Annotated in this window: 23 protein-coding genes; 9 read left to right on the top strand and 14 right to left on the bottom strand. The window is 64.3% G+C overall.

The window, feature by feature from the left end; genetic code table 11:
* Positions 1-8: 8 nt before the first annotated feature.
* The 7 genes from GGD40_RS01565 (at position 9) to GGD40_RS01535 (ending at position 7890) form a co-directional block, all read left to right on the top strand.
* Entirely contained in the window at positions 9-1394 is a 1386-nt protein-coding gene (locus GGD40_RS01565) for a sodium:solute symporter family protein (protein ID WP_179704299.1), read from the top strand.
* Positions 1395-1414: 20 nt separating this feature from the next.
* Positions 1415-3073, top strand: a complete 1659-nt coding sequence (locus GGD40_RS01560; RefSeq protein WP_179742594.1) for an amidohydrolase — start codon at positions 1415-1417, stop codon at positions 3071-3073.
* Positions 3070-4008 carry a CobW family GTP-binding protein gene (locus tag GGD40_RS01555; RefSeq protein ID WP_179742593.1) on the top strand — a complete coding sequence of 313 codons (939 nt, stop codon included), beginning with the start codon at positions 3070-3072 and terminating at the stop codon, positions 4006-4008. The genes GGD40_RS01560 and GGD40_RS01555 overlap by 4 nt, the downstream gene beginning before the upstream one ends.
* A 195-nt stretch (positions 4009-4203) precedes the next feature.
* Positions 4204-4995 carry a thiosulfate dehydrogenase gene (gene tetH / locus GGD40_RS01550; RefSeq protein ID WP_179704293.1) on the top strand — a complete coding sequence of 264 codons (792 nt, stop codon included), beginning with the start codon at positions 4204-4206 and terminating at the stop codon, positions 4993-4995.
* 63 nt (positions 4996-5058) lie between these two features.
* Positions 5059-6084: a substrate-binding domain-containing protein gene (locus GGD40_RS01545; protein WP_179708634.1), complete on the top strand. Its 1026-nt coding sequence runs from the start codon at positions 5059-5061 to the stop codon at positions 6082-6084.
* A gap of 172 nt (positions 6085-6256) precedes the next feature.
* Entirely contained in the window at positions 6257-6937 is a 681-nt protein-coding gene (locus GGD40_RS01540; RefSeq protein WP_179708632.1) for a c-type cytochrome, read from the top strand.
* Positions 6934-7890, top strand: a complete 957-nt coding sequence (locus GGD40_RS01535; protein ID WP_179742592.1) for a c-type cytochrome — start codon at positions 6934-6936, stop codon at positions 7888-7890. The genes GGD40_RS01540 and GGD40_RS01535 overlap by 4 nt, the downstream gene beginning before the upstream one ends.
* A 227-nt stretch (positions 7891-8117) precedes the next feature.
* Here the strand turns inward: GGD40_RS01535 and GGD40_RS01530 are convergent, their stop codons facing one another.
* From GGD40_RS01530 to argH, 7 genes are all read right to left on the bottom strand, one after another.
* Positions 8118-8576: a hypothetical protein gene (locus GGD40_RS01530; RefSeq protein ID WP_179742591.1), complete on the bottom strand. Its 459-nt coding sequence runs from the start codon at positions 8574-8576 to the stop codon at positions 8118-8120.
* A complete protein-coding gene (locus GGD40_RS01525) occupies positions 8573-8974 on the bottom strand; it encodes a hypothetical protein (RefSeq protein WP_218900778.1) in 402 nt (133 codons plus the stop codon). The genes GGD40_RS01530 and GGD40_RS01525 overlap by 4 nt, the downstream gene beginning before the upstream one ends.
* 283 nt (positions 8975-9257) lie before the next feature.
* Positions 9258-10034 (bottom strand): class II aldolase/adducin family protein, encoded by a 777-nt coding sequence (locus tag GGD40_RS01520; RefSeq protein ID WP_179742590.1) that lies wholly within the window; start codon positions 10032-10034, stop codon positions 9258-9260.
* 49 nt (positions 10035-10083) lie between these two features.
* Positions 10084-10926, bottom strand: coding sequence for an ABC transporter substrate-binding protein (locus GGD40_RS01515; RefSeq protein WP_179704282.1), 843 nt, complete (start codon positions 10924-10926; stop codon positions 10084-10086).
* A gap of 79 nt (positions 10927-11005) precedes the next feature.
* Positions 11006-11770 (bottom strand): amino acid ABC transporter ATP-binding protein, encoded by a 765-nt coding sequence (locus GGD40_RS01510; protein ID WP_179742589.1) that lies wholly within the window; start codon positions 11768-11770, stop codon positions 11006-11008.
* A gap of 20 nt (positions 11771-11790) precedes the next feature.
* Positions 11791-12741, bottom strand: coding sequence for an amino acid ABC transporter permease (locus tag GGD40_RS01505; RefSeq protein WP_257030308.1), 951 nt, complete (start codon positions 12739-12741; stop codon positions 11791-11793).
* Positions 12735-14168: an argininosuccinate lyase gene (gene argH, locus GGD40_RS01500; RefSeq protein ID WP_218900774.1), complete on the bottom strand. Its 1434-nt coding sequence runs from the start codon at positions 14166-14168 to the stop codon at positions 12735-12737. Before argH ends, GGD40_RS01505 begins: the two co-directional genes overlap by 7 nt.
* A 198-nt stretch (positions 14169-14366) precedes the next feature.
* Between argH and GGD40_RS01495 the strand changes: the two genes are divergently transcribed.
* Positions 14367-15245: a LysR substrate-binding domain-containing protein gene (locus GGD40_RS01495; RefSeq protein WP_179742588.1), complete on the top strand. Its 879-nt coding sequence runs from the start codon at positions 14367-14369 to the stop codon at positions 15243-15245.
* Between the two features lie 55 nt (positions 15246-15300).
* Here the strand turns inward: GGD40_RS01495 and GGD40_RS01490 are convergent, their stop codons facing one another.
* The 5 genes from GGD40_RS01490 to GGD40_RS01470 form a co-directional block, all read right to left on the bottom strand.
* Complete coding sequence (locus tag GGD40_RS01490; protein WP_179742587.1) at positions 15301-16149, bottom strand: ABC transporter substrate-binding protein; 849 nt, start codon at positions 16147-16149, stop codon at positions 15301-15303.
* Between the two features lie 68 nt (positions 16150-16217).
* Entirely contained in the window at positions 16218-17612 is a 1395-nt protein-coding gene (locus GGD40_RS01485; protein WP_179742586.1) for an MmgE/PrpD family protein, read from the bottom strand.
* Positions 17609-18559 carry a polysaccharide deacetylase family protein gene (locus tag GGD40_RS01480; RefSeq protein WP_179742585.1) on the bottom strand — a complete coding sequence of 317 codons (951 nt, stop codon included), beginning with the start codon at positions 18557-18559 and terminating at the stop codon, positions 17609-17611. Before GGD40_RS01480 ends, GGD40_RS01485 begins: the two co-directional genes overlap by 4 nt.
* Positions 18556-19515, bottom strand: coding sequence for a polysaccharide deacetylase family protein (locus GGD40_RS01475; protein ID WP_179742584.1), 960 nt, complete (start codon positions 19513-19515; stop codon positions 18556-18558). The genes GGD40_RS01480 and GGD40_RS01475 overlap by 4 nt, the downstream gene beginning before the upstream one ends.
* Positions 19484-19762, bottom strand: coding sequence for a hypothetical protein (locus GGD40_RS01470; RefSeq protein WP_179704266.1), 279 nt, complete (start codon positions 19760-19762; stop codon positions 19484-19486). The genes GGD40_RS01475 and GGD40_RS01470 overlap by 32 nt, the downstream gene beginning before the upstream one ends.
* A 2-nt stretch (positions 19763-19764) precedes the next feature.
* Between GGD40_RS01470 and GGD40_RS01465 the strand changes: the two genes are divergently transcribed.
* Entirely contained in the window at positions 19765-20652 is an 888-nt protein-coding gene (locus GGD40_RS01465) for a LysR substrate-binding domain-containing protein (protein ID WP_179704264.1), read from the top strand.
* A 35-nt stretch (positions 20653-20687) separates the two neighbouring features.
* Here GGD40_RS01465 and GGD40_RS01460 read toward each other — a convergent pair whose 3' ends face one another.
* Both GGD40_RS01460 and GGD40_RS01455 read right to left on the bottom strand, forming a co-directional pair.
* Positions 20688-22307: a methyl-accepting chemotaxis protein gene (locus GGD40_RS01460; protein WP_179742583.1), complete on the bottom strand. Its 1620-nt coding sequence runs from the start codon at positions 22305-22307 to the stop codon at positions 20688-20690.
* 15 nt (positions 22308-22322) lie between these two features.
* The gene (locus GGD40_RS01455) at positions 22323-24932 is read right to left on the bottom strand and encodes an EAL domain-containing protein (RefSeq protein WP_179742582.1); all 2610 of its coding nucleotides are present in this window, start codon (positions 24930-24932) and stop codon (positions 22323-22325) included.
* Positions 24933-25026 lie beyond the last annotated feature (94 nt).

Genomic DNA, 25026 nt, shown 5'->3' with positions numbered 1-25026 from the left:
GTGTCCGGATGGCCACCGCCGTATTCCTCGGTTTCATCGCTTTCTCGCTGTATCTTGCGATCCGCTCCAATCAGGGACGCGGCCCGCAAAGCGTGCATGACTTCTTCGTGGCGTCGCGGCAGTTCGGCGCCTACCTGGTGTTTTTCCTGGCCGCCGGCGAGATCTACAGCATCGGCACGATGGTCGGTTTTCCCGGCGGCATCTATGCGAAAGGCCCGACGTACGGCGTCTGGTTTCTCGGCTACATTCTGCTGGCCTATCCGGTCGGCTATTTCATCGGCCCGAAAATCTGGCAGGCGGGCAAACGCTATAACGCGATCACGCTGCCCGATCTGTTCAAGGGCCATTTTCAGAGCCGTCCGCTGGAGTTGATCGTCGCCGCCTCCGCGATTGTGTTTCTGCTGCCGTGGGGCGAGTTGCAATTCACCGGACTCGTCGCCGCGTTGAACGGCCTCGGCTGGCACTTCAAACCGCTGTATCTGATCCTGTTCGCCGCGCTGCTCGCGTTCACCTATATCGCGATTGCCGGCGTGCGCGCATCGGCCTATATCGCCGTGCTGAAAGACATTCTGATGGTCGCCGCGATCGTCGTGACGGGTGTTGCCGTGGCCATGGAAACCGGCGTGACCGACGTCTTCCATGCGGCCAGTCTGCATGTGAGCAACCGGATGAACTCGCATCAGCTCACCTTCTCCATGAGCACCATGCTGTTCCAATCGCTCGGCTTCTACGTGATGCCGTTCGCGGTGCAGAACTTCTTCACCGCGAAGAGCGCGAACACGATCCGCCGCACGCAGGTCGCGATGCCGCTCTACATGCTGATGTATCCGTTCCTCGTGGTCGCCTCTTACTATGCGATCAGCCAGAACCTGCAACTGGCGTCGCCGAACGAAGCGTTCTTCGCCGCCGCGATCCGTCTGCTGCCCGGCTGGCTGCTCGGGCTCGTCGCCGCGGGCGCGTCGTTGTCCGGGCTGCTGGTGCTGGCCGGCATCTGTCTCGCGATCGGTCCGATCGTCACGCGCAATCTGCTGCCCGGCATGCCCGAGTCGCGTCAGAAGAAAGGCGCGAAAGTGGTGATCGTGCTGTATCTGCTGGTGTCGATCGTGATGACGCTGGCCACGCCGAATCTGATGCTCACGCTGATCAACACCACCTACTACGGCGTCACACAGTTCTTTCCGGGTGTGATGGTCATTCTGTTCGGCCTGCGCGTGCGGCCCGCTGCGATTGCTTGCGGCATGTTGACCGGACAGGTGCTGGCGGTCATTCTGTATATGCTGCAAGTCGATCTCGGCGGCTTCAATCTGGGACTGTTGTGTCTCGGCGTGAACCTGCTGGTGCTGACGGCGGTGAACCTCACCGCGAAAGCCAGCCGTGCGCATGCATTGCCCTGACCGAACCACTTTTCCTGCCCATGACACAGTCAGATAGCCGAAACCGGACTCAGGTGTTCGTCGCCAAGAAGATCGTGACGATGAACCCGATGCAACCTCACGCCACCCACGTCGCGATTCGCGACGGCCGGATTCTGTCGGTGGGCGATGCGGACGACGTGAAGCAATGGGGCGATGCCGAGATCGTCGACACCTTCCGGGACAAGGTGCTGATGCCCGGCTTCGTGGAAGGTCATTGCCATCTGATGGAAGGCGCGATGTGGGACGCCGTCTACGTCGGCTACTACGACCGCCGTGGCCCCGACGGCCGCCGCTGGCCTGGATTGAAAACGCTGGACGCGGTGATCGAGCGTCTGCGCGAAGCGCAAGCCGACATGCCGTCCGCCGACGCCCCGCTGCTCGCGTGGGGCTTCGATCCGATCTTCTTCGGCACGCAGCGTCTGACCGTACGCGAACTCGACACGGTGTCGGCCGAGCGCCCGATCGTGATCCTGCACGCGAGCGTCCATCTGATGAACGTCAATTCGCCGATGCTGCAGCGCACGGGTATCGACGAGGAAACCGATATCGACGGTATCGACAAGGACAGCACCGGCCAGCCCACCGGCGAATTGCAGGAGTTCGCGGCGATGTTCCCCGTGTATCGGGTGATCGGCGGCGGCTTGTCGATTGCCGCGAGCGAGAGCGTCGAGGCGATCTGGAATTTCGGCCGCGTCGCGCAACTCGCCGGTGTGACGACGGCAACCGATCTCGTCAACGACTTCTCCGAACGCGGCAATCGCAATCTGCGCGACGTCACCGGGGCGGCGGATTTTCCGGTGCGGATCATGCCCGCGTTCGCGCCGCAGCGTAGTCCCGAAGGCGGCGCGCAACGGGTGCTCGACGCCATGAAAACCGCGACGCCGAAGCTGCACTTCGGGCCGGTCAAATTCATCGTCGACGGATCGATTCAGGGCTTCACCGCGCGGCTGAAATGGCCCGGTTATCTGAACGGCAAGCCCAACGGTTTGTGGCTGATTCCGCCTAGCCAGTTCGTCGAGGTGTTCACGCCGTTCCATGAAGCCGGCCTGCAACTGCACGTTCACACCAACGGCAACGAAGCGACCGAACTCGTGCTCGACGCGTTCGAGCAGCTTCTGACGCGCCATCCGCGCCGCGATCATCGGCATACGCTGCAACATTGCCAGATGGCGGATGCGAGCCAGCTCGCACGGGCGGCGAGCCTCGGCCTGTGCATCAACTTCTTCTCGAATCATCTTTACTACTGGGGCGACGCGCACTACACGCAAACCATGGGCGCCGATCGCGCGAACCGGATGAACGCGGCGGAATCCGCGCGACGTCTGGGCATTCCGTTCGCGTTTCATTCCGATGCGCCGATCACGCCGCTCAATCCGTTGTTCACCGCATGGTGCGCGGCGCGGCGCGAGACGTCGTCGGGCCGCATTCTCGGTGCGAGCGAACGCGTGCCGGTCGCGGATGCGTTGCGCGCGATCACGTTGGGCGCCGCTTACACGCTGAAGATGGATCATCTGGTGGGCAGTATCGAAGTCGGCAAATTCGCGGATTTCGCGGTGCTGGCCGAAGATCCCGCCGAGGTCGCCTTGGCAAGACTCAAAGACCTCGAAGTGTGGGGCACGGTGCTCGGCGGCCGCGTCTTTCAGGCACCGGCGGGATGAGCCCGGTCCCGCTCGTCGTGATCGGCGGCTATCTCGGCGCCGGCAAGACCACCCTCCTCAACCACGTCCTGACGAACGCCGGCACGCGCCGTATCACGGTACTCGTCAACGACTTCGGTTCGATCAATATCGACGCCGCGTTGATCCGCGAACGCACCGACGACGTGATCAATCTGGAGAACGGTTGTGTCTGCTGTTCGATCGGCGGACGGCTGGTCGACGCGCTGCTCGCCATCAGCTCACGCGACGATCCGCCGGACCTGCTGATCATCGAGGCGAGCGGCGTGTCGGACCCGGTTCGCATCGCGCAGATCGGCTTGCTCGATCGGGCGTTCCGGCTCGACGGGGTGGTCGTGCTGGTGGATGCCGAACGCATCGAGGCGACGCTTGCCGATCCTTATGTCGGCGATATCGCGCAACGGCAGATTGAAGGCGCAACGGCCCTCGTGCTGAACAAGATGGATCTGCTCGACGAGACGTCGCGCGAGATGGTGAGAGCGCGCGTCGAAGCGCTGGCGCATAGCCGCGTAATGCTCGATGCGGTTCATGGCGTGGTGCCGCCTGGTTTGATTTTCGACCGTCAGGTGCTGCCCGAGCAGCGTCACGACGGCTTGCCACTGTCCGCCGCTTCGCCCTCGCCCACACCGACGCTCGCAGCGCTGAGCAGTTTCTCTTTCGTCACCGACGCGTGCCTCAGTCGCGGCAAGCTCAAGGAAGCGCTGCAAAGTTTCTCGGCGAAGCTGCTGCGGGCCAAGGGCTTCGTGCGTCTGGGCAGCGACGGTGAGTTGCATGAATTGCACGTGGTCGGCCGTCGTGTGCTGATCACGGCATCGCCCACTCGAACGACGGCGGAGTCGCTGATCGTGCTGATCGGCCTGTTCGATCGGGACGAAGAGTCGCGTGCGAGAGCGGCGCTTGGCGCGGCGGAAATCTGACCGCGTCGCGGACAAAACTGAACGAACGATCGGACGCGCCAATACTTCACATCTGATTTTATGATTGTTGTTATTGAACGGATGTCTCTAGACTGAGCACGCGACAACGACGCCGCAGCTTGTCGGGCGCGAGGACTCACCTCGACCCGCAACCACTGCGGCGAACGGCTCGGACAACAGGCTGGAGACATGACCATGACTAACAATACGACCCGCCGCAATGCCTTGAAAACCTTCGCCGTCGCTGCCGGCACGGCGATCGTGAGCGCCGGCGGCCAATCGCAGGCACTCGCGGCCGGCGCCGCGTCGCTGCTGCCCGACGGCGCCGGCAACCTCACCGAGCTGGCGCGGCGCCTCGCCGCCGCGCCTCGCCGCCGCGACTTCAAAACCGTGCCGATGATTCTCGACCATCCGGATCAGTGGGATCACGCGGCGCTAACGGAAGTGATCGGCTATCGCGCCGGCCCGAAACAGGCGTGGGACAACACCGACATTGCCGGCCCATGGCTCAACCTGATGCGCAATTCGTTGAACGCGCAGATCTGGTCGTTCAGGCATCCGGATTTTCTGGCCGTATCGGCCACGCACGGTTCCGCGCATCTTGCGCTGTTCGATCAGCTCGCGTGGGACAAGTACGATCTCGCGAAAATGAGCGGCGGCAAGTTCGCGTCCAATTCGTTGCTCGACAACAAGGCAGCGAGCGCCAGCGGCACGCTGGATCATCAGAGCCCCGACGGCGCGTTTTCTTCTCATGAGAACTGCATTCCCGCGCTGCAGCAACGCGGTGTCGTGTTCCTGTCGTGCCACAACGCGATCTGGGAACTGGCCGACCGGCTGAACGCCGCCAACGTGAATCCGGACAAGCTGCCGCTCGACGCGCTCGCGGCCGACCTGACCAACCACGTGATTCCAGGCGCGGTCGTTACGCCAGGCGCGGTGGCCACTCTGGTCGAACTGCAGCAGGCCGGGTTTCACTACATCGCGTAGGGGGTCGCCATGCCGTTTGGTTACGCGTTCAGCGCGTCGCAGGGACTTCGACGGTTCGTGCGGATGACGTTTGCGGTCTCGTTGTGTTGCGCGGCAACTTGCGCGTTTTCAGCGCCGGCTGTGCCAGGCGTCGCTGAAAACGCGAACCCGAACTCTGCTTCAAACCCGGACATCTTCCCGCCCTGGCAGCACGGCGCAAACAACGACGCCGTGAATCGCGGCATGGAATTCACGGTCCCGCAGGTCGACGTGCTGGCCGATTTTCACGGCGACCTCACGGCGCCGAAGCTGGTGCTGTTCGTCGGCGGCAACTACTTCTTTGCGATGGCGCCGCTGGTTGCCCGCTTCGAGCAGGATCACCCCGAGTTTCGCGGACGCCTCTACTGGGAAACGATTCCGCCCGGTCTGCTGGTCAAGCAGATCAAGGCCGGCGGCACGATCACCGTCGGCAACATGACGTGGACGGTCAAGCCCGACGCCTATTTCGCCGGGCTCGCGAAGGTCAAGGCGCTGATCGCGGACGGCACGCTCACCGGACCCGCCGTGCCGTATGTGACCAATCAGTTGACGATCATGGTTCGTCAAGGCAACCCGCAACACGTGAGCTCGCTCAATGATCTGGGCAGACCCGAGTTGCGTCTCGCGATGCCGAACCCTGAGTTCGAAGGCGTGACGCGGCAGATCAATGCGTCGCTGGTCAAGGCCGGTGGCGAGACGTTGGCGACTACCGTCTACGGTGACAAGGTGCGGGCAGGGTCGACTGAGCTTACGCATATTCATCATCGGGAAACCGCGCTGTTTCTGATGCAGGGTCGCGCGGATGCCGGTGTGGTGTGGAAGTCGGAAGCGCTGTTCCAGGAGCAGATCGGGCATCCGTTGGAACACGTGGATATTCCGGCCGCCGAGAACACGACGGCCATCTATGCCGGCGCCGTGGTTCATGGTGCGGCACATCCGCAAGCGGCGCGTCAGTGGCTGGCTTTTTTGCGCTCGCCCGAGGCGTTCGATATCTTCCGTCGCTACGGGTTCGGGAAGTATGATGAAGCGGCTGCGAAGTCGAGCGCCGCCGATCCGTCCAGCGCGGAATGAAGCGCTTTCGCGAGCACGGCGTTTCCACTGGCTGTATTGCACGACGCGCAAGAACGTTAGCCGCGTAGCAAGTGGAAGTGGCGCAAGCGGCAACAGCCTGCCTAAGAATATAAAACGACAAATCGTAGGAGACGACGTGGACGGTTCCATCATCAATTTACGGCGTGCCTGCATGATGCTGGCCGTGAGCGTGGCATCGACGTTAGCGGTCATGCCCGCGGCCCAGGCGAACGAGGTTAGCGCCGGGCAAACCATTGCCACCCATGGCACCGCGCAAGGTGTCGCCGCCTGTATCGGCTGCCACGGCGCGAAAGGCGAAGGCAACGCGGCAGCCGGGTTCCCGCGACTCGCCGGCCTGAGCGCCGCATACCTGTCCACCCAGTTGACGGCCTTCGCCGAAGGCACCCGCCCGAATCCGATCATGCAACCCATGGCCAAGCTGTTGACCGCGAGCGAGCGCTCGGCGGTCGCGAGTTACTTCGCCGGCTTGCCTGCGCCTGCCGGCGTCAAAGCGTCTGACAGCGGTTCCGTCACGCCCGCCAATGTCGGTGCATGGATCGCGACGCGCGGACGCTGGGATCAGGCGCTGCCGGCCTGCGTGCAATGCCATGGACCGGGCGGCATCGGCGTGGCCCCGACGTTTCCGCCGTTGGCCGGGCAGCCGGCCGCGTATATCGCGAGTCAATTGCATAACTGGAAGGACGGCAAGCGTCCGCCCGGACCGATGGCGTTGATGCCCGTGGTCGCGAGCAAATTGTCCGACGCGGATATCACGGCAGTGGCCGATTACTATGCCGGCGTGGGCGTCGGTGTGACCGGCGCGGGCAAGTCGGCAAATGGGAGCAAGCCATGATCGATCGAAACAGCCTGGTTCGCGTGGCGCTGGTGGGGGTGTCGAGTGCGGTGTTGAGTGCGGTTTCGAGCGTGGCGTTTGCTGACGGCAGTGCGCCTGCGGTTGCGTCGGCGCCCGCGACTGCGACTGCGTCATCAGTGGGCGGGGCTGCTTCGCCCGCTAAAAAAGCGTTCACGCCCCCCGCCGAATCCACCCTGCCGACGGACGGCTTCGGCCAATCCGTCAAACTCGGCGAACAGATTTTTACCCATACGACGCAGTTCGCCGGCAAGTATGTCGGCAATACGCTCAATTGCGCGAGTTGCCATCTGGATGCCGGGCGCAAGGCGGATTCGAGTCCGCTGTGGGGCGCGTATCCGTTGTATCCGGCCTACCGCGCCAAGAACAATCGTGTGAACTCGTTCGCCGAACGCATGCAGGGCTGCTTTCAGTACAGCATGAACGGCAAGGCGCCGCCGCTCGGCGACCCGATTCTCGTGGCGCTCGAAAGCTACGCGTACTGGCTCGCGAAAGGCGCGCCCGTCGGAACGAAGTTGGCCGGGCAAGGCTATCCGAAACTGCCCGCGCCCGCGCAGAAAGCGGACTACACGCGAGGCGGCGCGATCTACGCGCAACACTGCGCGCTGTGTCACGGTGCGGACGGCCAGGGACAATCCAGCGGCGGCGCGACGGTTTTTCCGCCGCTATGGGGCGCGCATTCGTTCAACTGGGGCGCGGGCATGGGCGACATTCAGAACGCCGCGGGTTTCATCAAGGCGAACATGCCGTTGGGACTCGGTGGAACGCTGACGGATCAGGAAGCGTGGGACGTGGCGACGTTCATGGACAGTCACGAGCGTCCGCAGGACCCGCGCTTTGTGGGTTCGGTGGCGGCAACGCGCGCGAAATTCCACGACTCGCCGCTGTCGATGTATGGGCAGAAGGTGAACGGCCGGGTTTTGGGGACGCCGTGAGGGGCGGGTCGTGACGGGGCGGTTTGTGGATCGCCCCGAACAATGAATCCAGGCCGATCTTATTGTTCGGAGCGATAGTCGCGACGATCCCTTAGCGGACTGAAGCGAGTTTGTGCGACTCCCATCGTTTGTCCAGCGCTGCCTGTTGGAGCATGCCCAAAGTGATCGGCTCGCGAGCCAGGCCATGTGGTTTTCGCAGGATCACGCGCTCGAACAGCGAATAAAGCTCACCGCACCGGCGTGCAATCTTCCCCCAGCTTCACCCTCTGCTTCCCCAACTGCAACCGATTCCCCGTCAGTTTCACGCGCCCCGAAAACGACTCGCTCTTCCACCGCACCTTGCAGGTCGCCGCATCGATCGCATAGACGTTCTGTTCGCTACCCGAGTACGCAGAGACGAGCAGTTGCTTGCCGTTCGTGTACAGCGGACGCTCGACGATGCTCACGTTCGGATCCACCGAACACGCCTCGCCGCTCGCATGCGTGACGGTGACCGGCCCCAGCCACGCGGTCGGGTTATCCGAGCCGTCGCCTTGCCCGAGATCGATCGACAACTCGCCGACGCTAACCTTTCCCTTGCCGGGATCGACTTCGCTGTAATGACACGTCTGCGCGAACGCAACCGGTGCGGCCACCACCAGACCGGCGACGATAATCGCTACCTGCTTGACGAAATGCTGTTTCATGGCTTGATGGCGTAATACTGCACGTTCGCGAGATCCGCATGGTTCCACGAAAAGTTAATCGCGGTATTCTGCCGGCCGATACCGCCATAGCGGCCCCAGTAAGCAAGCGGATAGGGTTTGGATTGGCCCGGCATGATAATCGCCACATGGCCATGATGGGTCGCCTTCAATCCGGCGACCACCAGATAACCCAGTCCGGCATACGCGACGGCTTTATCCGCGTCCGCGCCGAGTTGAAGCCACGGTGAGCGGCCCATCTGATCGACAATGCTATTTGCATCGCCTGTCAGCGTGACGTCGAGATCGGCGGCGACGGCTTTCAGAAAGCCGCTGCAGTCGGCTTTCCATTGCGTCCAGTGAGTCTGACAAAGGGTTTTGATGTTTTGTGCGGCAGCCATTATCGTGGTCCATTAACCGTGTGACGGCGTCAGTTTTTATGGCGATGTCGGCATCCCGTCAAAAAGCCCATCGCGCTCGCGCAGGTAAAACGCCCAAATGCAGGCGTTCGGATTATAGCGAGGCCGAGCGAAATGTGAATGGGGATTTTTAGAACGAATCAGATCGGTTCGATCAGGTAAATTCGGCCTGAACGTTTTTTAATGGACCGTATTTTTTACCCGGCGCCGCACAATTAAAGCAATGCGCGGCCCGGTTGCCTGATTAGTTTTACCAGCTTCTTTATCAGCTTTGATAAGCGGCGGCCTGATCGCCGATCAATCGCAGCGCAGCCTGCCAGGCGAGTTCCATCAGGTCGTATTCACCGGCCGCATCGAATTGCTTCGCCGTTTTCTCGCAGACCGCCGCGTCCGGCACCCGCAGACGCGCGTTGCCGGCCATCGCGCCGATCTGAATACGACACGCCTGCTCCAGGAAATAGATCAGGCTGAACGCTTCCGCCGCGCTCGGCGCGCCGACCAGCACGCCGTGATTGCGCAACATCATGGCCTTGTGCTTACCGAGATCTGCCACCAGGCGTTCACGCTCGGCCGTGTCGAGCGCGATGCCTTCGTAGTCGTGATACGCGAGCCGCCGATAGAAACGCAGCGCGTGCTGGCTGACCGGCAACAGGCCGTCTTCCTGCGCCGACACCGCGCTGCTCGCGGCGGTATGCACATGGATCACCCAATGCATGTCCTCGCGCGCCCCATGCACCGCCGAATGAATCACAAAGCCCGCCACGTTCACGCGATGCCGGACCGGATCCGGATTGCGCTCCACCACGCGGCCTTCGGCATCGATCTTCACCAGGTCCGACGCGCGCATTTCGTTGAACAACACGCCGTAGCGGTTGATCAGAAAATGACCGGGCTCGCCCGGCACGCGCGCCGTGATGTGCGTGTCGATCAGATCGGACATTTTCAGATGGGCCATCAAACGGTATAGCGCGGCCAGTTCGCAGCGAACTGCCCATTCAGAAGAATCCGGTTGCGTCCGAGTTTGCGTCTGCGTTTGCGTCACTCCATGCCTCCATTGCTTCGATGCCGTGGCGTCCCGCACGACCGGCGCTTCAGGTCCCGGCGTTGATCTGCGCCTTGGCGACCGCGTGCTGCTGCAGGCCCCACTTCGCAAGGATCTTCTGGTACGTGCCGTCCGCCACCAACTGGTTGAACGCCTGGGTCAGCGCGGCGTTGAGCGCCGCATTGTCTTTCGCCATGCCGATCGCGGTGTACTGCGACAGGAAGGGCTGACCGATCGGCGCATACGCATTCTGCTCGATCGAGTTCTGATAAGGCAATGTTTCGCCACCCTGCACCGCCGCATCGATACGGTTCTGCCGCAGTTGCATCCGCGCGTCCGACGAGCCGTCCGTGCCCACCACCTTCACGGCCGGCTTGCCCGCCTTCACGCAATGCTCGTTGCTCCACTTCGCGATGTCGTCCGGAAACGACGTGCGACGGCTGGTTCCCACCGTCTTGCCGCACAACGCGTCCATGTTCGGGAACTCGCCGGCGCGCGCCTTCGCGGTGTAGAACTGCGGGCCGGTCGTGATGTAGTCGAGGAAGTTCACCGTGCCACGGCGCGCCGGCAGATCGGTCATGCCCGACAGAATCACGTCGACGCGGCGCGTGGTCAGCGCGCTCATCATCTGGTCGAAATTGGTTTCCTGCCATTCGAGCTTGACGCCGAGTTTCGCGGCGAGCGCCTCGCCGAGATCGACGTCGAAGCCCATCAGCTTGTCCGTGGCCGGGTCCTTGTATTCGAACGGCGGATAGTTCGGCACGATCGCCGCGACGAGCGTGCTCTTGCCCAACGCCGACGCACCGGTCTGCGCCTGCGACAACGGCGCGTGCCAGGCAACCAGGCCCACTACCAGCGTGAGCAGCGCACGCAAACCACGGGATGTGTTCATAAAAACTCGCTTGTTGGAAAAGATTGAAAACCGCGTCGGTATCGGCCATATCGGCCGTATCTTGACGACAGGGCTGCGATCAGGACAACACCGCCGAGATAAAGTCCTGCGTCCGTTTTTGCTGTGGCCGGCCAAGCACCTGGTCGGGCGAGCCGGTTTCGACGACCTGCCCCTGATCCATGAAGACCACGCGATTCGCCACTTCACGCGCGAAACCGAGTTCGTGCGTCACCACGATCATCGTCATGCCGCTTTGCGCCAGGTCGCGCATCACCGCCAGCACCTCGCCCACCAGTTCCGGGTCCAGCGCCGAGGTCGGCTCGTCGAACAGCATCAGTTGCGGATGCATGGCCAGCGCGCGGGCAATCGCCACGCGTTGCTGCTGGCCGCCCGAGAGTTCGACCGGGAAGGCATCGCACTTGTGGCCGAGGCCCACGCGTTTGAGCAAGGCGCGCGCTTCTTCTTCGGCTTCGGCGCGACGACGTTTGAGCACCTGCACCGGCCCTTCGATCACGTTCTCCAGCGCCGTCTTGTGCGGAAACAGGTTGAAGCGCTGGAACACCATGCTGGTCGCCAGACGCTGCCGCGCGATCTGACGCTCCGACAGCTCATACAGACGATCGCCCACCCGCCGGTAACCGGCCAGTTCGCCGTTCACCCACAGCGCGCCGTCGTTGATTTTTTCCAGCTGGTTGATACAGCGCAGGAAGGTGCTCTTGCCCGAGCCCGACGGGCCGATCACGCACAGCACTTCGCCCTTGGCGACGTCGAGCGTGATGCCTTGCAGCGCCTTGAACTCGCCGTAGGATTTGCGCACATCCACCGCGCGAACGATTGAATTCATGCCGTCTCCTCGCTCCGTGTTCATTGCCGTCCCGACGCGCGTCCGGCGCCGCGGGCGTAATGCCGCTCCACCCGCGACTGCATGAACGACAGCACCGTCACCACCACCAGATACCAGATCCCCGCCACCATCAGCAGCTCGATCACCCGTGCGTTCGCGTAGTAGATGTTCTCCGCGTTGTGCAGCATCTCCGCGTACTGGATCACGCTGGCGAGCGACGTCAGCTTCACCATCCCCACCAGTTCGTTGCCGATGGGCGGCACGATGACCCGCATCGCCTGCGGCAGGATCACGCGGCGCAGTGCCTGCAGGCGCGGCATGCCGATCGACTTGGCCGCTTCGTACTGCCCCGTGTCCACCGACAGCAAGCCCGCGCGCACCACTTCCGACGTGTACGCCCCCTGGTTGATCCCCAGCCCGAGCAAGGCCGCGAGGAACGGCGTCATCACATCCACGGTGCGGAATTCGAGCAGACCGGGAATGCCCATCGACGGAAACACCAGCGCGAGGTTGAACCACAGCAGCAGCTGCAAAATCACCGGTGTGCCGCGGAACAGCCACACGTAGCCCTGCGCCACGGCCTGCAGCACCGGGTTCGGCGACAGCCGCATGATCGCGGTGACGACGCCGAGGAACACGCCTAGCGCCATCGCCAGCACGGTCATCACGATCGTGTTGACGAGCCCCGTGAGGATCGAGCGCGCGGTCAGAAAACGCGCGACGTAGCGCCATTCGATCTGCCCATGGGCGAACGCCAGCACCACGTAGCCGATCACCGCGAGAATCGCGGCGGAGGCGACATAGCGTCCCCAGTAGCGGCGCCGCACGTGTTTGAACTGCGTGATGTCGACAAACCCGTCGACAAACCCGTCGGCGGACCCGGCAGCAGCCCCACCCACGCCGCCACTCTGCGCGGCCTGATCCTGTGCCGCCGCGGACAACGCGGCGCGATCGTCGGACATACTCACCATGATGGCCCCTTGTAATCGTCTGCCCATGCGGATTGCCGGTCGAGCGCCGCGCGCAGACGGGTAATCTGCTCCTCGACGCGCGCCGGCGCCGTCCCGCCGAAACCGCTGCGCGCTGCGACCGCCGCCTCCAGCGTCAGATGCGCGAGCACCGACGCGTCCAGCCGCGCATCCACCTGTGCCAGCGTCGCCACCGACACCTCCGCCAATTCGATACCCTGCTCTTCGCAAGCCCGCACCAGCGCGCCGGTAATCTCGTGCGCCTCGCTGAACGGCACGCCGCGCAACGCCAGCCAGTCCGCCACTTCGGTGGCGAGCGTGAAGCCGAGCGGCGCCTGACGGCGCATTTCATCGACGTTGACATGCATCGTGCGGATCATGCCGGCCATGGCCGGTAACACCAGTTCGAGTGTGTCGATGCTGTCGAACGCGGCGTTCTTATCTTCGGCGAGATCGCGGTTGTACGCGAGCGGCAGCGACTTCAGCGTCGCCAGCAAGCCGCCCAGATTGCCGATCAGGCGCCCCGCCTTGCCGCGCGTGAGTTCGGCGATATCCGAATTTTTCTTCTGCGGCATGATCGAGCTGCCCGTCGCATAGCCGTCGTCGAGCACCACCCAGCCGAACTGGCGCGAGGTCCATAGAATCACTTCCTCGGAGAGCCGCGACAGATTCACCGCCAGCATGCTCGCGACGAACACGAACTCCGCCACATGATCGCGCGACGCGACCGCGTCGATCGAGTTTTCGCAGGGCGCGTCGTAGCCCAGTTCCACCGCCGACAGCTCCGGGTGCAGACAGATCGCCGAACCGGCCAACGCCGCCGCGCCGAGCGGCGAGCGCGCGCTGCGGCGGTCCCAGTCGACCAGCCGGTCGACGTCGCGATAGATCGACTGCGCATGCGCCAGCAGGTGGTGCGCGAACACCACCGGTTGCGCCGGCTGCAGATGCGTGAAGCCGGCCGTCACGCTGCGGGTGTGCGCACCGGCTTGCTCCGTCAAGGCCTGCTGCAGATCGATCACCGCGTGGGTCAGCGACCGCGCCTTCGCACGCAGATACAGGCGCAGGTCGTTGGCCGCCTGGTCGTTGCGCGAGCGGCCGGCGCGCAGCTTGCCGCCGGTCGTGCCCAGACGCTGCGTGAGTTCGCGTTCGAGGAACGTGTGCACGTCCTCGTCGTCCGCGGACGGCGCGATTTCACCCGCGAAAAACTGCGTCGTCAGCCGGTCCATTTCCGTGAGCAGCCGCTGCAGTTCTTCGTCGGTGAGAATCTCCGCGCGACGCAGCTCCTGAGCGTGCGCGCGCGAGCCGGCCAGATCGTAGGGCGAGAGGCGGAAGAAACTCGGCTCGGAGCGCGACAGCGCCTTCAACGCCGCCGACGGTCCCGACTTGAAACGGCCGCCCCACAAACGCTCGATCGGTTCGGAGATGTTCATTGCTGCAAGTCCCTATGAGTTGAGGTGGCCAATGAGGTGGCCAATGAGTTGACCGATGCGGTGGCAAACCGGTTGGCGGATGCGTCGCAACGCATCAGGCGACCGCGTTGACCCCACTGTACGTATTCAGTTTTTCTTCTTGTAGCGAGAATTAAATTCAGTTCAAATGCAATTTTTCTCAGCATCTGGCCGCTCCTCATGAGAAACCGTTTGCCGCCGCTCAATCCGTTGCGCGCGTTCGAGGCGGCCGCGCGCCGCGCCAGCGTGGCCGGCGCCGCGCAGGAGTTGCACGTGACCGCGAGCGCGGTCAGCCACCAGATCCGCATTCTCGAAGAGAGCCTCGGCGTCACGCTGTTCGTCCGCTCGAAAGCGCGCGTCAAGCTCACGCGCGAAGGCGAGGCGCTGCTGCAACCCGTCAAGGGCGCCTTCGACATGATCGCCAACGCCGTGGTCAAACTCGATTCGCCCGAGATGGTGGGCGACCTCGTGGTGTCCACGCCGCTGCTGTTCACGGCCCGCTGGATGGCCCGGCATATCGGCGAATTTCTCGACCACTACCCGGGCATCACGCTGAAGGTGATCCCGTCCAATGACGACCGCGAGGTCTACTCGCCGGACGTCGACGTCTGCGTGCGTTACGGCGAAGGCCGCTGGCGCGACCGGCATGTGACGATGATCGACCATCCCACGCTGTTTCCGGTGGTCAGCCCCGCGTTGATGAACGGCCCCAACGCGGTCCGCAAGGTCGAAGACCTCGTCGGCAAGGCGCTGTTCTGCGAGCACTCGGGCTCGTGGATGCGCTGGCTCGCGCAGGCCTCGGCCGACAAGCTCGAAGGGCTGCGGATTCTCGAGATCGGCAACGCGCATATCGGTATCGAAGCCGCCGTGCACGGTCAGGGCGTCGCACTCGGCGACAGTTTCTCGGTGCGCGACGATCTGGAAGACGGCACGCTGATGCGCCCCTTCAGCCTCACCGTGCCGTCCCGGCACGCGTATTACCTCGTGTCGCCGCATGAGTTGTCCGATATGCCGCTGGTGTCCGCGTTCGCAACGTGGCTGAGCGACAAGGTGGGGTGAAGCGCGTGGGTTTCGCGCGCTTCGGATTGCCGCGGTTCAGTTCACTGTGCCGCGACTACTTCGCGCCGTTCATCGTCAGTTGCTGGACCGCGCTGGATTGCAGCCCCCACTTCGCGACGATCGCGCTGTAAGTGCCGTTGGCGATCAGCTTGTCGAGCGCGGCCTTGACGGCGTCGCGCAGTTTCGGGTTCGACTTCGCGATCGCAATGCCCTCCGGCGAGGTCGCGAACGGCTCACCGATCGGCTTATAGGTGTTCGGTTCGAGCTTCATCGCGTACGGCAGCGTTTCGCTGCCTTGCACGCCGGCCACGATGCGCCCCTGCTTCAACTGCATGCGCGCCGCCGACGTGTCTTCGGTGCCCGCTACCGCAACCGGCGCCTTGCCGACGCAGTGGGTGGCGCTCCACGCTGCGGTGTCGGCGGGGAACGACGTGCTGCGGCTCGTACCGACGGATTTGCCGCAGAGATCGGCAGGCTGATGAATCGCGCTGCCTTGCGCGCCGGACAGAATGTAGAACTGCGCACCCGAATTCAGATAGTCGAGGAAGTCCGCCGCGTCACGCCGTCCGGGCACATCGCTCATGCCGCTCAGCACCATGTCCACGCGCCCGGTGGCCAGCGACGGCAGCAATTGTTCGAACGCCGACTCCTGCCAGTCCAGCTTGACACCGAGTTGCTTCGCGATCGCGTTGCCGAGATCGATGTCGAAGCCGATCAGCTCACCGCTCTCCGGATCCTTGTATTCCATCGGCGGATAGATCGAGTTGACGGCGACCTTGATCACCTTCGTTTTAGCGATCGCGTCAGGCAGCGCCTGGGCCTGAACTGCCGCGCCGAACAGCAGCGCGCACAGGCCGATCGAAAGCGAACGCGAAAGACTGCCCGGCAAATTCAGCGTGGTCATGAAGAACACCCCTTTAAAAGATTCAGCTTGTTATCGGAACGATGTGAGGTTCGGCCACGGTCGGCCGTTTAACGCAAAACAGGCCGTGTATCGGCGTCGCCGGGGAGCCAGGTTGCAAGCGAGCGTGCGTCGGCGAGATTCTCCAGATCGAGTATCGCGTCGGCAAGCGCGTTCGCCGACGCGGGATCGAGCACGAGCGCGGTAAGCGAACGGTACTTCGACAGCAGTTGCGCATCGGACAGCGGGTTCAGCGGATCGCCGAGCGGCGTGGGCACCTGGCGCGAGCGCGGCGGCTCGCCATGCCGGGTCAGCGTGACCATGGGTTCGTCCAGATCGGACATGGCCGGATCGATGTCGAGCGTGATGCGCGCCAACATCTCCGCCACGCGCGGATCGCCGCGCGCCGCGTCCCCATAGGCGCCGATGCCGGCGTGACCGTGCACCAGCACCGCAGCGAGCGCATACGGCAAGCTCATCTGCGACGAGGCGAGATTGCGCAGATCGCGGCCACCGCACATCCGCTCGACGAAACTGCTCAATCTGACCTGCACGCTCTGCACCTGCGCCGGGTCGTACGGCCGGTCGCGGATCAGATCGAGCGTGGCGTCCACCGCCGCGTGCGCGCTGCGGCACGACGCATGCGGCTTGATCGAGCAACGCATGATCTTCCACGTGTCGCCCAGTTCGTGCAGCAGCGCCGCGCGATTCTGCGTGTCGGGCGCGAACGCGTTGAAGAAGCCGCCCCACACGTCCGCGAAGACCTGCGTCGGCCCGCTGATGTCATGCCGCGCGAGCAGCGCCGCCAGCAGTCCGCTTTCGGCGGCCCGGCCGGTATGCATGCGCTTGGTTTGCGACGCGTCGTGAATGAAACCCCACAGGCCGCCGCTGAAACTGCCGGCATGACCGAACGCCGCACCGGTTTGCGCGGCATCGAGCCCAACCAGCCGCGCACTCGCCGCAGCCGCACCGAACACGCCGCAGGTCATGGTGGAATGCCAGCCGCGCGCGTTGTGCGGCGAGTAGCCGCCGCACGCTTCGAGCACGCGCCGGCCCACGTCGTAGCCGAGCACCATCGCGGTGAGGAACGCCCGGCCCGACACCGGTCGCGGCGAGCACGCGAGCGCGGCGAAAGCGGCCGGCAACACCACCGCGCCGGAGTGATCGCAGCCGCCCGAGTCGTCGAGTTCCAGCGCATGGGCCGCGACGCCGTTGACGAACGCCGCGTTGCGCGGGCTTAGGGAATGCCGCGTGCCCCACACCGGCGCAGCGCCGGGACCGTCCGCACTCATCACCGCTCGCGCGCTGCGTGGCTCGGCGGCCACCGCGCCGCCGAGCGCCGCGCCGAGCGTGTCGAGCAGATGCCGCTTGGCGCGTTCGATCACGGCGGGCGGCAACGCCTTGTCAGGCACGCCCGCGACGAACGCCGCCAGTTGCTCCGATAAAGACAGATCGCGCGCGCTCATCGGGGCGTCTCCGCCGCGTCGCGCGGATCACGCGAATCACACGAATCGCGATGCTGAGCGAAGATCTCGACCGGATGACCCGGCTCGTTGCCGTCGACGTTTTGCCGCCACCAGTGGGCCACCTCCGCGCCGGTCGCGAACCAGACGCCGTCGTGCGTGCGCATCTCGTCGAGCAATTCGCGCAGCACGTCGATGCGGCCCGCCGTGCCGATCAACTCGGGGTGCAAGCGCAACACGAAACACAGCCCGAAGCGATGAAAGGCCGCGAAGTCCTGCTTCCAGTTCGCCAGCACTTCGCGATAGGACGGAATGCGCGGCTGCCCGACCGGGACCGCGGGCGACAGGTTGTAGACGAAGTACGGTTCGTCTTCCAGCTCGTAGTGCAGCGGCAACTCGACCAGCAACGCGGGGTTCGACGCGCGGCTCGCGGCCTCCTTCGTATCCGGCAGATGGAAATACGGCAGATCGTCCCCGCGCCACGACGATGACCACGTGACGCCTTCGGCCCGCAAAAAGTCCGCGAAGCCAGGCGCCCAGTTGCCGGTAAACGAGCGGAAGCCTTCGGCGCGCCGCCCGAGCGCGTCCGTCAGCGCCTGCTGCCCGGCATGGAACGCCGACTTTTGCTGATCGAGCGTCAGCGTGTCGAAGTTCTCGCAACGAAAACCGCTCGTGCCGATCTCGTGCCGTTGCGCGTCGATGCGGCGCAGCAGGTCGGTGTGCGTCTGCGCGACCCGGCCCGGCACGAACCAGCTAGCGCGGAGATTGAACTCGTCGAAGGCGTCGAGCACGCGGTCCACGCCGCGTTTCGCGCCATAACGCCAGACCGACAGCGATTTCTCGCGGCCGGCGATACGCGGTTCCTGGGTGAGGATGCCATGCTCATCGTTGAAGTCGACCGTCACGACCACCGCGCAGCGCGCGTTGTCCGGCCAGCGAAATGCGCTCATGCGCTCACTCCTCGCGCTTGCGTTGAAACGTTGTGGTCGAGCCACCATTGCGCGACGTCGCGGCAGGTGGCGAACCAGACGCTGCCGTGGCCGTGGCCGTGGCCTGGGTCGGCGTCGGCTTTGGCGCCCTGTCCTCGCATATGGTCAAGCAGCTTCTCCAGCAACGCGATACGGCCCGGCTTGCCCGACACCTTCGGATGAAACAGCGTGGTCAGGCAGAGTCCGTCGCGATGCGAGCCGTCGAATTCGCGGCGCCAGTTGTCGAAGGTTGTGTCGTAACTCGCGATCCGGTCGAGGCTCGCCGGAAAATCCGGATTGCGGTGATACGCGAGCGACGCGTAATCGTCGAGTTCCCAGCGCCCGGGAATCTCCACCATCGGCTCGGCGCTGCCCGGTGCGTGCAGCAGATACGGACGATCGTCGCCCCGCATCGAGCTCGAATAACGCACGCCCGCTTCGAGCAGCACGCCGATCGTGTCCGGCCCCCAGTCGCCCGACGGCGTGCGGAAGCCGACCGGCCGTACGCCCAGATAGCGCTCGAAGACGTCGGCGGAACGCGCCATCACAGCACGCTGAGCGTCGCGATCGAGGGTCCAGAAGGCCTCGTGCCGATAGCCGTGATAGGCGATTTCGTGGCCGCCGTCGAGGATCGCCGCGCATTGCTTCGGCCAGTTTTCGACCACCCATGCCGGTACGAAAAACGTGGCGGGCACGCGCCGCTCGTTGAGCAGATCGAGCAGGCGTCCCAGCGCGCGCCAGGGCCCATAGCTGCCGAGCGTGAAGTACGACGGGTTGCGCCAGATCGAACCGTCGAGCATCGCGTCGCCGGTGGGACCGTCGAGGTCGAAAGCCAGCGCGACGCAGGAACGGTGGCCGTCGGGCCAGCGTGGTGCCGGCGAGCGGGCATCCGCGTGAGACCGCGGCTCAAAAGTAGGCGATTGATTCGGGACTGACATCGCTCACCACGTTCCGTACAGGCGTGACAGCGCCACGCAGACAATCCATGCGTTCATGCAAACTCGCTTCAGATGAAAATCGGTAGAATCCTGCCGGTGGCTGCCCCGCCTGACTTTCACGCCATACGGAGGGCATCTGTGACGCGCCGCCGCGCGCGTCGTCGTTCAGAACCTGGGTGTGATTTAAGGCCGCCAATTTACCGACGGCAAACGGTAAAATCTCATGGTTACCATGCAGGATATGCATCAATGAAAATCGAACGCTATCCGCCGTTCAATGTGCTGCAGACGCTGCTGGTGGTGGCGCGCTGCGGCAATTTCACGGCCGCGTCACAGCAACTGTTCCTGAGCCAGAGTGCGGTCAGCCGGCATATCCAGCAGATCGAGGAGTATTTCGGCTGTGCGCTGTTCGTCCGGCACACACGCATGGTCGTGCCCACGTCGGCGTGTCAGCGGCTGGTGCCGATCGTCGAGGAATTGCTGGCCACCGCGCGGCGCTCCATGCACATCACGAACACGGGCGGTCAGACCATCACGTTGCGCGTCACGCCCACGCTCGCCGCGCGCTGGCTGCTGCCGCGCCTGTCCGACTTCTATGCGCAGGTGCCCGGCACGCAGTTGAATATCGACACGGCCTGGTTCCTGCCCACGAATTTCGGCGAAGGCACACTCGACGCGGCGATCCTGTTCGGCACCGGCAACTGGGAAGGGCTCGAATCGACCTGTCTGATGCGCGAGCGGTTGACCCCCGTCTGCTCGCCGCAAATCGCAAGCGGCACGCCGCCGCTCGTCGAGCCCGAAGACCTGAAGCAGCACACGCTGCTGCATTCGAGCTTCGGCCGGCGTGGCTGGATGTTGTGGTTGCAGCAGGAAGGCAACCTGGCCGCTCACACGTATCGCGAACAGGTCTTCGATACGCTCGACCTCGCGTTCAGCGCCGCGGTGCGCGGGCTTGGGGTCGCGCTGGGCGATCTGAATCTGGTGGGTGAAAATCTGGCGAGCGGCTCGCTCGTGACGCCGTTCAAACGGGTCGTGGAAACCGGTGCCGGGTATTACCTGGTGCATCCGCCGCGCAATGAATACCGGGAGAAGCTCAACCCGCTGTTGAACTGGTTGCAGGCGAGCAACGCGGGATAGGCGCGGCGTGCGTGAGTGGGTGGCGCGCCGGCCTCTTATGCCGCCTCGGCCGTTTCCTCACTGCCCACGTCACCACGCGTCTCGCTACGCAAATGAAAAATACTCATCGCCGACTCTAGCGACTGCGTCTGCTGCTGAAGATCGGTCGACGCCACCGCCGACTGTTCGACCAGCGCCGCATTGCGCTGGGTCAGCCCGGCCACCTGCCCGACCGCCTCGTTGATCTGCGCGATCTGCACGCTCTGGCCGCGACTCGCGAGCGCGATGTCGTACAGCGTGCGGGTCAATTGCGTGACGGTCTGCTCGACGGTATTCATCGTCTCGCCAGCACGCGCCGCCGTTTGCGAGGCCGTGGTGACCGTATGCAGCGACGTCTCGATCAAGGTTTTGATTTCCTTCGCGGCGCCGGCCGCGCGTTGCGCGAGACTGCGCACCTCCGACGCCACCACCGCGAAGCCGCGTCCGTATTGCCCCGCGCGCGCCGCTTCCACCGACGCGTTCAGCGCGATGATATTGGTCTGAAACGCAATCGCGTCGATCACCGACGTGATGTCCGAAATCTTGCGCGAATGCTCGCGCACGCGCTCCATCACGGCGACCGTCTTCTGCACCTCGCCGGCCGCGACCTCGGCGGTTTCCGCCGTCTGCCGCCCGGACGTGTTGGCGCGCTCCGCACCGAGCGCATTCTGTTCCGCCGTCTCCGTGATCTCGGCGAGGCTGGCGGTGGTCTGATCGATCGCGCTCGCCTGTTCGTCGGTACGGGTGGCTAGATCGTTGTTGCCGCGCGCGAATTCGTGGGTCTTGTCGCGGATCGCATCGATTGAAATCTTGGCGTCGATCAGCACGCCGACCAGCTTCGCGTTCATCTGGTTCAGCATCCGGCCCAGCATGCGGGTCTGCGCATCGCCGCGTTCCGGAAACCGCTGCTGGATGTGGCCGTTCAACACGCTCAAGGCGCCTGCGTTGAGCGCCTGCAGTGGCATCAGCAGGTTGCGCGTCAGATAGACGCCGCAGGCGAGCGCGAGTCCCGTCCCCACGCCGGCCAGCCCCAGGGCCTGCCAGAGCGGCGGCACGCGCGGCAGCACCCAACCACTCGCGACGAGCGTTTGCAGCAGGATCACGGCGATCAGCATCGCCATGGTGGCCCACACGCGCAGATTGACCGGCAGGCGCAGCAAGCGGTCCGCGACACCGGCCAAGCCGGTGCGAATCACCGTTCCGCCGGACAAACGCAGCTTGTGGCCGGAGGGCGAATTGAGCCTCTCGTACAGGTGGTCGGCCCGCGCGATCTGCTCGTCGGACGGCTTCGTGCGCACCGACATATAGCCGACCTTCTCGCCCTTCTCGAACACCGGCGTGACATTGGCGAGCACCCAGTAATACCCGCCCTGCTTGCGGCGATTCTTGACCACGCCGGTCCACGGCCGATCGCCGCCAATGGTTTCCCACAAGTCCCGATACGCTTCCTCGGGCATGTCCGGGTGACGGACGATATTCTGCGGCTTGCCGATCACCTCGGCATGCGGATAGCCGCTGCTGCGCAGGAACGCTTCGTTGGCGTAGACGATGTTGCCCGTCAGATCCGTGCGGGTGATGATCACGTCCAGTTCGGACAGCACGTACTCTTCATCGGTGATCGGGAGATTTTCACGCATGGGGTATGTCGCTTGTTACGCCTGGTGTGAGGCCTGCAGTGATACGTGCAGCGAGGCCGGTTCGGTTGCGGTTTCGAGCTCGCCGGCGAGTCTCCCGCGCTCGCTCGCCAGCGCGGCACACGGCGCATAGCGCGCGTCGTGCGTGGTGCGGATCAACTGCTCGGCGGGGACCGGCCGGCCCAGCAGATAACCCTGCGCGCGATCACAGCCAATCTCGCGCAAAAAGCGCCACTGCGCGTCGTATTCGACGCCTTCGGCCACGACCGTGATACCGAGCGCCTTGGCCATCGCGACGATCGCGCGCACGATCGCGCCGTCGGTGGTGCCGGGTCCGATCTGCGCGAGAAACGAGCGGTCGATCTTCAGCGTGTCCACCGGCAGGCTCTGCAAATAGGCGAACGCCGAGTAGCCGGTGCCGAAGTCGTCGATCGCGAGACTGATGCCGCGACGCGCCAGTTCACCCAGCAACGCGGCGGTTTCCTCGCGGCCGGTCATGGCCATGCTCTCGACCAGTTCGAACTGCAAGCGCTGCGCCGGCAAACCCGTGTCGCTCAACACACGGGCCACCTCGTGCAGAAAACCGTCGTGACGACACTGCTTGCCGGACAGGTTCACGGCAATACGTCCGAACTCGAATCCTTCGTCGAGCCACGCGCGCGCCTGGCGGCACGCTTCGCGCAGCACCCAGCCGCCGATCGGCACGATCAGCGCCGACTCTTCCGCGGCCGGAATAAACTGGTCGGGCCCAATCAACCCTCGCTGCGGATGCTGCCAGCGGACCAGCGCTTCCACGCCGGTCATGGCACCCGTGCGCAGGTCGTATTCGGGCTGGTAGTGCAGACGGAATTCCCCGGCCAGCAGCGCCTGACGCAATTCGCCTTCGAGCACGATCCGCTCTTTCGCCGACGAAGTCATCGTCGCCGCGAAGAACTGGAAGTTGTTCTTGCCGACCTCCTTGGCTTCGTACATGGCGCGATCCGCCTGCATCAGCAGTTGCTTCGGATCGGTGCCGTCGTCGGGAAACATGCTGATGCCGATGCTCGGCGTCACGAACACGCTCTGCGCGCCAACCCCGATCGGCCGGCCGATCACCTCGAGCAGCGATTGCGCGATCTTGCCGACATGGCGGATATCTTCAATGTCTTCAGCGACGATCGTGAACTCGTCGCCGCCTAAGCGCGCGACCGTATCGGTTTCACGCACGCCGTGTTTGAGCCGCTCGGCGATCACCTTCAGCGTTTCGTCGCCGATGCCGTGGCCGAGCGTGTCGTTGATCAGCTTGAAGCGGTCGAGATCGAGAAACATCACCGCGACCCGTTTGCCGCTGCGCTGCGCGCGCGCCATCGCGTGACCGAGGCGTTCGCTGAACAGCGTGCGATTCGGCAGGCCGGTCAGCGCGTCGTGCGTGGCCAGGTAACTCAGCCGCTCCTCCGCCAGCCGGCGCCCCGTGATATCCGAAAAGATCGCGGCGTAATGCGTGCAGCGGCCGGTTTCGTCGCAGATACCGGAGATCGACAGATATTCCAGGTACAACTCGCCGCTCTTCTTGCGGTTCCAGATTTCGCCTTGCCAATGCCCGGCTTCCTGCAGGTGTTGCCAAAGATCGCGATAGAAGCCCGGCGGCTGGCGTCCGGAGCTCAGCAGGTTGGCGTTGCGCCCCACTACGTCGGACTTCGCGTAGCCGGTCAGTCTCGTGAAAGCCGGATTGACCCGTTCGATGGTGCCGTGCAGATCGGTCACCATCACGCCGTCAAGTGACGATTCGACCACCCGGTCGGCAAGGCGCAGGTTGTAGCGCGACTCGAACAACGCGTCGTCGCGCTCGCGCAGCGCGATCTGCAACTCCTGCACGTACTCGTGTTCGATGTCGTTGAGAATGTCGGCGAGACCCAGCACGCCGATCAATACGTCGTGCCCGTCGAGAATGCCGACATGGCGCATGCGATGCTCGATCAGATACTGGCGCGCCGCATACAGACTCTGCGACTGGCGCAAGCACCGCAGCGGCCGGCTCGCATGGCAACCCACCGTGCCGTTCGTCGCGCCGTTCGCGACCAGACCGACGATATCGCGCTCGGTCAGAATGCCGTGCACGCCGTCCGGATACGCGACCACCACCGCGCTCAGTCGTTGCGCGCGCATCAAACGCATGGCTTCCTTCACGCACAGCGCGTGATCGACCAGCACCGGCGCGGCGGCCTTGATCGATTCGATCGACTTCATCCGCAGGAAGTACTCGGCGCCCTGATTCATCACAAAGTCGGTCTGCGTGAGGATGCCGAGCGAGTGCCCCTGGTCGTCGACCACGAGGCAATGGCGAATGCCGCTGTTCCTGAAGTGCAGCGCGGCGTCGCCCAGGCGCGTGTGCTGCGGCAACGACATCACCGGCTGGCTCATCACGGCTTCGACCGGCGTGGCGTGGACGTCGGTGTCGTCGGCCAGCGCCAGCGCGTCGTGCTCGGTCCAGATGCCGACCGCGCGTTGCCTGTCCATCACGACGATCGCGCTGCGTCGCTGCTCCGCCATGCAGTGGGCGGCGTCGTGAATCGACGTGTGCGGCGAGCACTCCAGCATCGAGCCGGAGACCAGCCGCCCGATTTCGATATCCAGCGTGTGATGAGCCATGGCTTGACGGGATGAGGTCGCAATTCTGAGATGGCGCCGACAGTACCAGCGCCCACCCCCGCTCACCTTGATCCACGTCAAACGCGCTTGGCGG

The sequence above is a fragment of the Paraburkholderia bryophila genome (genome assembly GCF_013409255.1).
Taxonomy (GTDB): domain Bacteria; phylum Pseudomonadota; class Gammaproteobacteria; order Burkholderiales; family Burkholderiaceae; genus Paraburkholderia.
Note: the sequence above shows the minus strand (reverse complement) of the source record. Positions and strands in the feature narration are given on the sequence as shown.